Annotated in this window: 9 protein-coding genes; 8 read left to right on the forward strand and 1 reads right to left on the reverse strand. The window is 63.9% G+C overall.

Going from position 1 to position 12,404, the window contains the following annotated elements; translation table 11 throughout:
• Position 1: 1 nt before the first annotated feature.
• The 6 genes from gloB to AB4Y31_RS04100 all read left to right on the forward strand — a co-directional run bounded on the left by gloB (position 2) and on the right by AB4Y31_RS04100 (position 8,782).
• Positions 2-802 (forward strand): hydroxyacylglutathione hydrolase, encoded by an 801-nt coding sequence (gene gloB, locus AB4Y31_RS04075; protein WP_368672819.1) that lies wholly within the window; start codon positions 2-4, stop codon positions 800-802.
• A gap of 196 nt (positions 803-998) precedes the next feature.
• A complete protein-coding gene (locus tag AB4Y31_RS04080; RefSeq protein ID WP_368672820.1) occupies positions 999-2,747 on the forward strand; it encodes a transglycosylase SLT domain-containing protein in 1,749 nt (582 codons plus the stop codon).
• Between the two features lie 425 nt (positions 2,748-3,172).
• Positions 3,173-4,321, forward strand: a complete 1,149-nt coding sequence (gene carA, locus AB4Y31_RS04085) for a glutamine-hydrolyzing carbamoyl-phosphate synthase small subunit (protein ID WP_368672821.1) — start codon at positions 3,173-3,175, stop codon at positions 4,319-4,321.
• An 81-nt stretch (positions 4,322-4,402) separates the two neighbouring features.
• The gene (gene carB, locus AB4Y31_RS04090; protein ID WP_368672822.1) at positions 4,403-7,657 is read left to right on the forward strand and encodes a carbamoyl-phosphate synthase large subunit; all 3,255 of its coding nucleotides are present in this window, start codon (positions 4,403-4,405) and stop codon (positions 7,655-7,657) included.
• A 147-nt stretch (positions 7,658-7,804) separates the two neighbouring features.
• Entirely contained in the window at positions 7,805-8,281 is a 477-nt protein-coding gene (greA, locus tag AB4Y31_RS04095) for a transcription elongation factor GreA (protein ID WP_018440732.1), read from the forward strand.
• Between the two features lie 12 nt (positions 8,282-8,293).
• Positions 8,294-8,782: a DUF4149 domain-containing protein gene (locus tag AB4Y31_RS04100; protein WP_368672823.1), complete on the forward strand. Its 489-nt coding sequence runs from the start codon at positions 8,294-8,296 to the stop codon at positions 8,780-8,782.
• Here the strand turns inward: AB4Y31_RS04100 and AB4Y31_RS04105 are convergent.
• A complete protein-coding gene (locus AB4Y31_RS04105; RefSeq protein ID WP_368672824.1) occupies positions 8,775-9,353 on the reverse strand; it encodes a YhbY family RNA-binding protein in 579 nt (192 codons plus the stop codon). The genes AB4Y31_RS04100 and AB4Y31_RS04105 overlap by 8 nt on opposite strands.
• Positions 9,354-9,499: 146 nt before the next feature.
• On the opposite strand from AB4Y31_RS04105, the gene AB4Y31_RS04110 reads away from it, so the two are divergent.
• Together AB4Y31_RS04110 and ftsH are read left to right on the forward strand one after the other, a co-directional pair.
• Complete coding sequence (locus AB4Y31_RS04110) at positions 9,500-10,162, forward strand: RlmE family RNA methyltransferase (protein WP_368672825.1); 663 nt, start codon at positions 9,500-9,502, stop codon at positions 10,160-10,162.
• Between the two features lie 272 nt (positions 10,163-10,434).
• The gene (ftsH, locus tag AB4Y31_RS04115) at positions 10,435-12,324 is read left to right on the forward strand and encodes an ATP-dependent zinc metalloprotease FtsH (RefSeq protein WP_026229675.1); all 1,890 of its coding nucleotides are present in this window, start codon (positions 10,435-10,437) and stop codon (positions 12,322-12,324) included.
• Positions 12,325-12,404: the final 80 nt, after the last annotated feature.

Here is a 12,404-nt window from a genome sequence, read left to right on the forward strand (position 1 = left end):
TATGAAAACGCTCGAATACGTGCCGGTGCCGGCGTTTGCGGACAACTACATCTGGCTCGTGTCCGACGGCCGTGATGCGGTCGCGGTCGACCCGGGCGAAGCCGCCCCCGTTCGCGCCTATCTGGCAAAACGAGGCTGGCGACTGAGCGCTATTCTACTCACGCACCACCATGCCGACCACGTCGGCGGAGTGGCCGACTTGTGCCGCGATGCGTCAATTGCTCCTATCCCGGTTTACGGGCCCGCCGCCGAAGCGATCGCCGAAGTGACGCATTCAGTCTCGGGCGGCGATCACGTGAGGATCGAGGCACCCGCGCTCGAACTGACAGTGCTCGACGTGCCGGGCCATACGCGCGGACACATCGCTTACTTTCAAGCCGGCCGCGGCGAACATGCCCCTCATGTCTTTTGCGGGGACACGCTTTTTGCTTGCGGATGCGGTCGTCTCTTCGAGGGCACCCCCTCGCAAATGCTCGCATCGTTGGATGCGCTCGCCGCGCTGCCCGGCGAGACGCAGGTCCATTGCGCGCACGAGTACACGTTGTCGAACATCCAATTTGCGCTCGCCTGCGAACCGGGCAATGCCGAGCTCGCCGCCTGGCGTGACGAAGCCGCCGCCCGGCGTGCTCGCAACGAGCCGACGCTGCCGACGACGATCGCTCACGAGCGCGCCGTCAATCCGTTCCTGCGCGCGGACAGCCCCGAGATCCGCCGCACGCTCGCGGACGAACTGCATGAGGAGGTCGCGGATCGCCTCGCCTCGTTCACGCTGATGCGGGAGTGGAAGAACCGCTTTCGCTAAGGGCGCAGGGCATCTATTCTTTTCTTGCACGCTTTGCGAAGCGGGGCGCCGGACTGTGCGCCACCGCCCGCGCCGGGCCGCGAAAATGTGTGCCAAGCCCCGGATTTGACAAGCTTTTTTACGATTTTTGGTTGACGTCTGCGGCGGGCTTTCGTACTATCGCTCGCAATTTGCAGCTTTGGAAGCCGAGACGTTCATGCGATTGATCCTAAGTGCGCTATTGGTCTTGATGCTCGCCGCCTGTGCGAGTCAAGGCCCTGCGACGAACCCCTCCACCGACGCTTCCAACTCGCAAACCCCCACCGATACTCTGCGCACCGCTACCGCGAAACAAACGATCGACGTAGACAACAGCTCGGTCGAGCAACTTACCACGCAGGACACCGATCTTTGGGCACGCATTCGGCGCGGCTTTCAAATTCCTGATTTGCAGGGCGACCTCGTCGATGCGCAGGTCAGCTGGTACGCGCAGCGTCCCGATTACGTCCAGCGCATGACGGACCGCTCGCAGAAGTATCTCTATTACATCGTCGAGGAGCTCGAGTCGCGCAATATGCCGACGGAGCTTGCGCTCCTGCCGTTCATCGAGTCGGCGTACAACCCGCAGGCGCTGTCGGTCGCAAAGGCGGCCGGCATGTGGCAGTTCGTGCCGGACACGGGCCGCACCTTCAATCTCAAGCAGAACATGTGGCAGGACGAGCGGCGCGACGTGCTCGCCTCGACGGAGGCGGCGCTCGACTATCTGTCGCGCCTGCATGACATGTTCGGCGACTGGTACTTGGCGCTCGCGGCTTACAACTGGGGTGAAGGAAACGTTCAGCGCGCCATCGCGCGTAACCAGGCGGCCGGCTTGCCGACGGACTACGCGAGCCTGCGCATGCCGAACGAGACGCGTAATTACGTGCCGAAGCTGCAAGCCGTGAAGAACATCGTGATGAATCCCCAGGTCTATGGGCTTTCGTTGCCGTCGATTCCGAACCATCCCTATTTCGTCTCCGTGACGACGTCGCGCGATATCGACGTCGAGGTGGCGGCCAAGCTCGCCAACCTGTCGCTCGACGAATTCCGCGCGCTCAACCCATCGTTCAAGAAGCCCGTCATTCTCGGCGCGACGCAGCCGCAAATCCTGCTTCCGTTCGACAATGCGAGCGCCTTCGAGCGCAATCTGAAGTCGTACGACGGACAACTGTCGTCGTGGACCACCTATACGGTGACGGAGCGCACGCGTCCGGCCGCGCTCGCCGAAAAGCTCGGTGTCGATCCGGACATGCTTGTGTCCGTCAACAAGATTCCGGCGCACATGCGCCTGAAGCCGGGCTCGACGCTGCTCGTGCCGCGCGGCGATGACGACGACGAGGACATCAGCGCGGATGTCGCGGAAAGCGCCGTGCTCGCGATGGAGCCCGACGTTCCCGACACGCGCAAGATGCTGATCCGCATTCGCCGCAAGCAGTCGTTCGCCGCCGTCGCTGACCGGTACCACGTTTCGATCGCGCAGTTGAAGGCGTGGAACAAGACGCGGCGCGACACGGCGTTGCCGGGGCAACTCATCGTGCTGCACGTGCCGGTGGGCAAGCCCGTGCCGGCCGAGCCGGGCCCGCAGAGAATCGCGACGACGATTCCGGCCGACACCCACGTCGAAAAAGTCGAGGCTCGCCCGGCGAGCACCAAGGCGTCCGCCAAGACGCCCGCGAAATCCGTGGCGAAGGCGGGTTCGCGCCACGAGAAAGCGGTGGCGAGCAAGAGCCGCGGCGGGGCCGCCAAGGCAAAAGTCGCGGCTGCGGCTGCGGCTGCGGCTCCGGCGGCCGGCAAGGGCGCTTCCGTGAAGAAAACCGCAGCGCCGCAAAAGGCGGCGGACTCGTCCAAGCCGGCTCGCAAGACGGCCAAAGCCGCGCAAGGCGGCGAAAAGGTCGCGGCCGAGTCTTCGAGGAGCAAGCAACAGTAAGCGGCAGGAGTTCGGCTTCGCTTCGTGCTTGGCTCAGTTTTAGGCAGCGCTTCGGCTTCGTTTTATACTGGCTGCTGGCACGCTGCTCGGCGGGCAGGGCCGGACTCACCGGCAAGCCGGCAACGAGCGAGCTGCCGCACTCCGCATGCCGATTGTAGGGAAGGGGCTTTCAGGCTATAATTCGAAAGTTTTGCATATTCAACCCGCACCCTAGCGCCTACCTCTCCCATCCCGTTCATCCGCCGCTCGATGCGCCGTTTGGTGTTGCCAGTGCCGGCATCGCGACCACCGCGACCGTGCCCGTGGACCGTAAGTCCCGCAAACCGAACGATGCGAAGCGGAACGTCGAGCGCCGCTTCGGTCGAGCGCGACAGCCACGTGGCGGATGACAGGTCGGCAACAGGGTGTTCCCCAAGGAGCTTCCCGTGTTGCCGTCTTTTCCTCCCGCTCTGCTAGCACTTGCCGACGGCACGGTCTTTCGCGGCTACTCGATCGGCGCCGCCGGCCATACGATCGGCGAGGTCGTGTTCAACACAGCGATCACGGGCTATCAGGAAATCCTGACCGACCCGAGCTACGCGCGTCAGATCGTGACGCTCACCTATCCGCACATCGGCAACGTCGGTGCCAACGGCGAGGATGTCGAGTCGACGAAGGTCCATGCGGCCGGCCTCGTCATCCGCGATCTGCCCGTGCGCGCATCGAACTTCCGCAGCGAGCGCACGCTCGTCGAATATCTGCGTGACGAGAATGTCGTCGCCATCGCCGGCATCGACACGCGGCGTCTCACGCGCATTTTGCGAGACAAGGGCGCGCAAAACGGCTGCGTGCTGGCGGGCAGCGACGATGAGGCGCGCGCCATCGAGCTCGCGCGCTCGTTCCCCGGCCTGGCCGGGATGGATCTCGCGAAGGTCGTCTCGACGACGAAGCCCTACGAATGGACGCAGACCGAATGGCGACTCGGCAGCGGCTTCGGCGCGCAGCGCGCGCCGCGCTATCGCGTCGTCGCGTTCGACTACGGCGTCAAGCACAACATCCTGCGCATGCTCGCCGAGCGCGGCTGCCACGTGACCGTGCTGCCCGCTCAGGCGAGCGCGGCCGAGGCGCTGGCACTCAATCCTGACGGGATTTTCCTCTCGAACGGTCCCGGCGATCCGGAGCCGTGCGACTACGCGATCGCCGCGACGAAGGAGTTCATCGAGCGCGGCGTTCCGACTTTCGGCATCTGCCTCGGCCACCAGATCATGGGGCTCGCGATCGGCGCGAAGACGATGAAGATGAAGACGGGCCATCACGGCGCGAATCATCCCGTGAAGGACTTGGCCGACGGGCGCGTCGTGATCACGTCGCAAAACCATGGCTTCGCCGTCGATACCGAGACGCTGCCGGCCAATGCGCGCGTGACCCACGTGTCGCTCTTCGACGGCACGCTGCAGGGTTTCGAATTGACCGACAAGCCGGCGTTCTGCTTCCAGGGCCATCCGGAAGCATCGCCGGGCCCGCACGACATCGGGTATCTGTTCGACCGCTTTACCGCGCTGATGGACGCGAAGCGGAACAGCGCGGCCGCGTGAGCGCGATGCGTGAGGCGACGTGCGTGGCCGGGCTACCCGTCGCGAGAGCAGAGAACCCAGGAATCCAATAGCGAGAGCGTTATGCCCAAGCGGACAGACATCAAAAGCATTCTCATCATCGGCGCGGGGCCGATCATCATCGGACAGGCGTGCGAATTCGACTACTCGGGCGCACAGGCATGCAAGGCGTTGCGCGAGGAAGGCTACAAAGTCATCCTCGTCAACAGCAATCCGGCCACGATCATGACCGACCCGAACACGGCGGACGTGACCTATATCGAGCCGATCACCTGGGAGGTGGTCGAGCGCATCATCGAAAAGGAGCGCCCCGACGCAATCCTGCCGACGATGGGCGGGCAGACGGCGCTCAACTGCGCGCTCGATCTGCATCATCACGGCGTGCTCGCCGAGTATGGCGTTGAACTCATCGGCGCGTCGCCCGAAGCGATCGACAAGGCGGAAGACCGCCAGAAGTTCAAGGATGCGATGACGAAGATCGGGCTTGGCTCGGCGAAATCGGGCGTCGCGCATTCGATGGACGAGGCGCTGAAGGTACAGGCCGACATCGCGGCGCAAACGGGCGGCCTCGGCTATCCCGTCGTCATTCGGCCTTCGTTCACGCTCGGCGGCTCCGGCGGCGGCATTGCATACAACCGTCAGGAGTTCGAGGAAATCTGCCGGCGCGGGCTCGACCTGTCGCCGACGCACGAGCTTCTGATCGAAGAGTCGCTGCTCGGCTGGAAAGAGTACGAAATGGAGGTCGTGCGCGATCGCCAAGACAACTGCATCATCGTCTGCTCGATCGAGAACCTCGACCCGATGGGCATCCACACGGGCGATTCGATCACCATCGCGCCCGCGCAGACGCTCACCGACAAGGAATATCAGCTGCTGCGCAATGCGTCGCTCGCGGTGCTGCGCGAAATCGGCGTCGACACGGGTGGCTCGAACGTTCAGTTCGCCATCAACCCGCAAGACGGCCGCGTCATCGTGATCGAGATGAATCCGCGCGTCTCGCGCTCGTCTGCGCTCGCATCGAAAGCGACGGGCTTTCCGATCGCGAAGGTGGCGGCGAAGCTCGCCGTCGGCTACACGCTCGACGAGCTCAAGAACGAGATCACGGGCGGTCAGACGCCAGCCTCGTTCGAGCCGACGATCGACTATGTCGTGACCAAAGTGCCGCGCTTCGCGTTCGAAAAATTCCGCGAAGCGGACTCCCATCTGACGACGCAGATGAAATCGGTCGGCGAGGTGATGGCGATCGGCCGCACGTTCCAGGAGTCGTTCCAGAAGGCACTGCGCGGCCTCGAAGTCGGCGTCGACGGCCTCGACGAAAAGACGACGAACCACGACGAGATCGTGCGCGAGATCGGCGAGCCGGGACCCGACCGCATCTGGTATGTCGGCGACGCATTCCGCATCGGCATGACGGTCGACGAGGTGTTTGAAGAGACCGCGATCGACCCTTGGTTCCTGGCGCAGATCGAGGAAATCGTACGCAAGGAGAAAGCGCTCGCGGGCCGCTCGCTCGCAAGCCTGACGAAAGACGAGCTGCGCTTCTTGAAGCAAAGCGGCTTTTCGGATCGCCGTCTTGCGAAACTGCTCGGCGCGGCGCCGGCCGACGTGCGGCGCCGCCGCATCGAGCTCGACGTGCGTCCCGTGTACAAGCGGGTCGATACCTGCGCAGCCGAATTCGCGACGAAAACGGCCTACATGTACTCGACCTATGAGGAGGAGTGCGAAGCACAACCCACCTCGAACAAGAAGATCATGGTGCTCGGCGGCGGGCCGAACCGGATCGGGCAGGGCATCGAGTTCGACTACTGCTGTGTCCATGCCGCGCTCGCGATGCGCGAAGATGGCTACGAGACCATCATGGTCAATTGCAACCCCGAGACGGTGTCGACGGACTACGACACATCCGATCGCCTTTACTTCGAGCCGCTGACGCTCGAAGACGTGCTCGAAATCGTCGACAAGGAAAAACCGCTCGGCGTGATCGTCCAGTACGGCGGTCAGACGCCGCTCAAGCTCGCGCTCGACCTGGAGGCGAACGGCGTGCCGATCATCGGCACGTCGCCCGACATGATCGACGCGGCCGAGGATCGCGAACGCTTCCAGAAGCTCTTGAAGGAGCTGCAACTGCGCCAGCCGCCCAACCGGACGGCGCGCACCGAGGACGAAGCGCTCGCGCTCGCCGACGAAATCGGCTATCCGCTCGTCGTGCGGCCGTCCTACGTGCTCGGTGGACGCGCAATGGAGATCGTGCACGAGCCGCGCGATCTCGAGCGTTACATGCGCGAGGCCGTGAAGGTTTCGAACGATTCCCCCGTTCTGCTCGACCGTTTCCTCAACGATGCGATCGAATGTGACGTCGACTGCATTTCCGACGGCAAGGCGGTTTTCATCGGCGGCGTGATGGAACACATCGAGCAGGCCGGCGTTCACTCTGGCGATTCGGCGTGCTCGCTGCCGCCTTACTCGCTCTCCCCGGAGACCGTAGGCGAGTTGAAGCGTCAGACGGCGGCGATGGCGCGTGCCCTGAGCGTCGTCGGCCTCATGAACGTGCAGTTTGCGATCCAGCAGGCGAGAGCGGCCGACGGGTCGATCGAGGACATCATCTACGTGCTCGAGGTGAATCCGCGCGCCTCGCGCACGGTGCCGTACGTGTCGAAGGCAACGGGCCTTGCGCTGGCGAAGATCGCCGCGCGGACGATGGTCGGGCAGACGCTCGAGCAGCAGGGCGTGACGAAGGAAGTCGAGCCGCCGTACTTCAGCGTGAAAGAAGCCGTGTTCCCGTTCGTCAAATTCCCGGCGGTGGACCCGGTGCTCGGCCCCGAGATGCGCTCGACGGGCGAAGTGATGGGCGTCGGCAAGACGTTTGGCGAGGCGCTCTTCAAGTCGCAGCTCGCCGCCGGCTCGCGCCTGCCCGAATCGGGCACGGTATTGCTCACGGTCATGGATGCGGACAAGGCGAAGGCGGTCGAAGTCGCGCGCATGCTGCACGAGCTGGGCTACCCGCTCGTGGCGACGAAGGGGACGGCCGCGGCGATCGCGGCGGCGGGCGTGCCGGTCAAGGTCGTCAACAAGGTCAAGGATGGCCGGCCGCATATCGTCGACATGATCAAGAACGGCGACATCGCGCTCGTCTTCACGACCGTCGACGAAACGCGGGCGGCCATCGCCGATTCGCGGTCCATCCGCATGAGCGCGCAGGCGAACAAGGTCACTTACTACACGACGATGTCGGGCGCGCGCGCGGCCGTCGAAGGCCTGCGCTATCTGAAAAACCTCGAGGTCTACGATTTACAAGGGCTACACGCTCGCCTAAACTAGTCCTTCGATTACTCATATGAGCGGGGTCGAATCAGGGCCCCCGATGCCGCGGTTAAGCGGCGTCCCCTCCGGTGGCGATTGGCGCCTGACGGGATGCACTTAACCGCGGTGCTTTTTTATTGCCGTTTTTTGCTTACTGATCTGTCTATGAGCACCATTCCACTGACGAAGCGGGGCGCCGATCAATTGCGCGACGAATTGCAGCGGCTGAAGTCGGTCGAGCGTCCGTCGGTCATCCATTCGATCGCCGAGGCGCGCGCGCAAGGAGACCTGTCCGAAAACGCCGAATACGATGCGGCCAAGGAAAAACAGGGATTCATCGAAGGACGAATCGCCGAAATCGAGTCGAAGCTCGCCGCTGCGCAGGTGATCGACCCGGCGTTGCTCGACGCCGATGGGCGAGTCGTTTTCGGCTCCACCGTGCAGCTCGAAGACCTCGATTCGGGCGATATCGTGACGTACCAGATCGTCGGCGACGATGAGGCCGACATCGACCATGGGCTGATTTCGATCAGCTCGCCGATCGCGCGCGCGCTGATCGGCAAGTCCGACGGCGACGTCGCCCAAGTGCAGGCGCCCGGCGGCGTCCGCGAGTACGAAATCATTTCGGTCCGTTACGTCTGACGAGCGCCCGAGGTGTCCGTCGCTCCCTATCGCATTTTCAGGCTGCTCATCGTGATTTGGGTCGGCAGTCTGCTCACGATCGGCTATGCCGCCGCGCCGACGCTGTTTGCGACGCTCGATCGTATTGCCGCCGGCACGGTCGCGGCCAAGCTGTTCCGGATCGAGGCGTTCGTCGGCGTGTTCTGCGGCGTATTGTCGCTGGCGCTCGGCAATCTGCTCGTTCGCCGCGGCGCAACGGGCTACCGCCCACTGCGCTGGCTGCTGGCGGCGATGCTCGCCTGCGTACTCATCGGCTACTTCTCGCTGCAGCCGTTCATGGAGGCCATGAGGCACGCGGCGCTCGGTGCCGGCGTCGACGTGGGACATTCGGCCTACGCGGCGCGTTTCGGGCTGCTGCACGGCGTTTCGACCGTCATCTACCTCATCGAAAGCCTGCTGGGTCTCGTGCTCGTCTGGAAGCTGCCGGCCGGCGAGCCGCCGGCCATGGCGAGCGTTACTTGACCGACTGGTGCTGACGCTTCGCGCTGGTTTGGCGTTTTTTGGCTCGCTTGATTGTTCCGCCCGCGGTGACACGCTCGTTGCCCCGCACGAGAACCGTCTGCGGCTTCGGGCGCCGTGTCGGGTTGTCGCTTTGCTTGACCACTTTGACGAGGCGCGGCGCCGCGCCGCGCGTGGTTTTCGTGGCGTCTTGGGCCTCTTTGGCTCGGGCCGCCTCGCCGGCGCTCGGCATGGCCGTCGGGCGCTTCGCGCGGCTCGTGCCGGCTTGTTGCGCTTTTTGTGCGCCGCGTTCGGCCACGGCGGCCGGTCTCCAGACGACGAGCAGCTTGCCGATATGCTGAATCGGCGCGGCGCCGAGCTCGTCGCAGATGTGCTCATAGATGGCAGTCCGTGCTTCGCGTTCGTCGCCGAACACGCGGATCTTGATGAGCTGATGGGCGGCGAGGTGGACCTTGATTTCGGCCAACACAGCCTCGGTCAGCCCCTCGGCCCCGATCAATACGACCGGCTTGAGCGCGTGCGCCTGAGCGCGCAGTTCAGCGCGTTGCGCGGGAGAAACTTTGAGGGCTGGCATAGGGAAAATTGGGGAGATCGGCAAGTCGGCTAAAATGTGGGCGGCGGCACACGCTCCGCGAAGAGCGTCCATGCCGAGCCGGCAAAACGCGTATTATCCGCCAAAAGCCCCCCGCCGCGACGCCGTACGCAGTAACTCTTTCTTTGATGGCAAAAAACCGCTTCAACCAGTCGTGGCTGCACGACCATATCAACGATCCTTACGTCAAGCTTGCGCAGCGCGAGGGCTATCGCGCCCGCGCAGCCTACAAACTCAAGGAAATCGACGAGCAGGACAAGCTGATTCGCCCGGGCCAGATCATCGTCGATCTCGGCGCCGCCCCCGGCAGCTGGAGCCAGTACGTGCGCAACAAGCTGGCCCAGGGCGTGCGTCGCGATGTAGTGCGCGAGGGCGGGATCGACGGCACGATCATCGCGCTCGACATGTTGCCGATGGAGCCGATCGCCGATGTCCACTTCATCCAGGGCGATTTTCGCGAGGACAGCGTCCTTGCCGAGCTGGAAGAGGTGGTGGCGGGGCGCCGCGTGGACCTTGTAATTTCGGACATGGCGCCCAATCTCTCGGGTGTGGCCGTGGCTGACGCCGCCCGGATCGAGCATGTTTGCGACCTCGCGCTCGAATTCGCGCAGCATCATCTGAAGCCCGAAGGGGCGTTGCTCGTCAAATGCTTTCACGGCAGCGGGTATAGTCAGATCGTCGAGAAATTCAAGCGTCAGTTCAAAACGGTCGCCGCGCGCAAGCCCAAGGCCTCGCGCGACAAATCGTCGGAGACTTTCATCCTGGGCAAGATTTTGAAACATACCGAGTGAGCGAAGCGGCCCCATGTCGCCGCCCCGCGGGGGATTCCCAGGGGGAATTGCCCGGGACACCGCGACGGGCTCGGCCTGCCGACGAGGAGTGACCCCCGTTCTTTTCTCGCGAAATGTGTAACAAGCGCGCAAAAATTGCCTTGACGCGCACAAAAACGGCTATTTTCGCGGTAGAGAAACGTTATGGCAGGGGTCTACGGACTGGATTAGAATGCATTGGTGGCGCCGCAAGGCAAATGTAGGCGCGCCCGTCATAGTGAAGGAGTGGTGCTTTGAACAACAATATGTTTTCGAAGGCAGCAGTGTGGCTCGTGATCGCACTGGTGCTGTTCACGGTGTTCAAGCAGTTCGACAAGCCCCGTGTGCAAGAAGGCGTCTCGTATTCGCAGTTCATGACGGACGCGAAGGACGGCAAGATCAAGAGTGTCGTCGTTCAGGGGCGGAACCTCACGGTCACTCCCGCAGACGGTCAGAAATATCAGATCGTATCGCCGGGTGACATCTGGATGGTCGGCGATCTGATGAAGTACGGCGTTCAGGTGAGCGGCAAGGCCGATGAAGAACCGAGCCCGATCGTCTCCGCGCTCTATTACCTGGGGCCGACGATACTGATCATCGGCTTCTGGTTCTACATGATGAGGCAGATGCAGGGGGGCGGCAAAGGCGGCGCGTTCTCGTTCGGGAAATCGCGTGCGCGTCTCATCGACGAGAACAACAACGCAATCAATTTCACCGATGTAGCCGGTTGTGACGAAGCGAAGGAGGAGGTCTCCGAGCTCGTCGACTTCCTGCGCGATCCGCAAAAATTCCAGAAGCTCGGCGGCCGCATTCCGCGCGGCGTGCTGCTCGTCGGCCCGCCGGGGACCGGTAAGACGCTGCTCGCCCGCGCCATTGCCGGCGAGGCGAAAGTGCCGTTCTTCAGCATTTCGGGCTCCGACTTCGTCGAGATGTTCGTCGGCGTCGGTGCCGCGCGCGTGCGCGACATGTTCGAGCAGGCGAAAAAACATGCGCCTTGCATCGTATTCATCGACGAAATCGACGCGGTCGGCCGCCATCGCGGCGCCGGCATGGGCGGCGGCAACGACGAGCGCGAGCAGACGCTGAACCAGATGCTCGTCGAGATGGACGGCTTCGAAGCGAATTCAGGCGTCATCGTGATCGCGGCGACGAACCGCTCGGACGTGCTCGACAAGGCGCTGCTGCGCCCGGGCCGTTTCGACCGTCAGGTCTACGTCGGTCTGCCCGATATTCGCGGTCGCGAGCAGATCATGAAGGTCCACCTGCGCAAGGTGCCGATCGCCAACGACGTCGACGCGGCTGTCATCGCGCGCGGCACGCCGGGCTTTTCGGGTGCCGATCTCGCGAACCTCGTCAACGAGGCGGCGCTGTTCGCGGCGCGGCGCGGCAAGCGCATCGTGGAGATGCAGGACTTCGAAGACGCGAAGGACAAGATCTTCATGGGGCCGGAGCGCAAGTCGGCCGTCATCCGTGAAGAAGCGAAGCGCGCGACCGCCTATCACGAAGCGGGCCACGCGGTGGTGGCGAAGTTGCTGCCGAAGTCGGACCCGGTCCACAAGGTCACGATCATTCCGCGCGGTCGCGCACTGGGCGTCACCTGGCAGCTGCCCGAGCATGACAACGAGACTTACTCGAAGGATTACCTGCTCGACCGTCTGGCGATCCTGTTCGGCGGACGCGTTGCCGAGGAGTTGTTCCTGAACCTCATCAGCACCGGTGCGTCGGACGACTTCAACAAGGCGACCCAGACGGCGCGCGCGATGGTCACGCGATTCGGCATGACCGACGCGCTCGGGCCGATGGTCTACGCCGACGACGACAACGACGCGTCTCCGTTCGGCCGGGGCTTCACGCGCGCGATCTCCGAGGCGACGCAGCAGAAGGTGGACTCCGAGATTCGCCGGGTGCTCGACGAGCAGTACAAGCTCGCTCGGCGCCTGCTCGAGGAGAACCGCGACAAGGTCGAAGCGATGACGGCGGCGCTGATGGAGTGGGAGACGATCGATGCCGATCAGATCAACGACATCATGGCCGGGCGGGCGCCTCGCTCGCCGAAAAGCGTAGCGCCGGACGCATCGTCGTCGGGCGGCAGCGGCAGTCCCGGCCCCGAGGTGAAGCCGGGCAGCGCGACCGCACCGGCGTAAGGTCGGCGGCGACAAGATGACGGGCCGGTGCGACGCTTCGCACCGGCCCGTTTTTGTTGATGATGCGGTGCGGGCGTGAG

It is taken from the genome of Trinickia sp. EG282A (assembly GCF_040965455.1).
Lineage (GTDB): Bacteria > Pseudomonadota > Gammaproteobacteria > Burkholderiales > Burkholderiaceae > Trinickia > Trinickia symbiotica.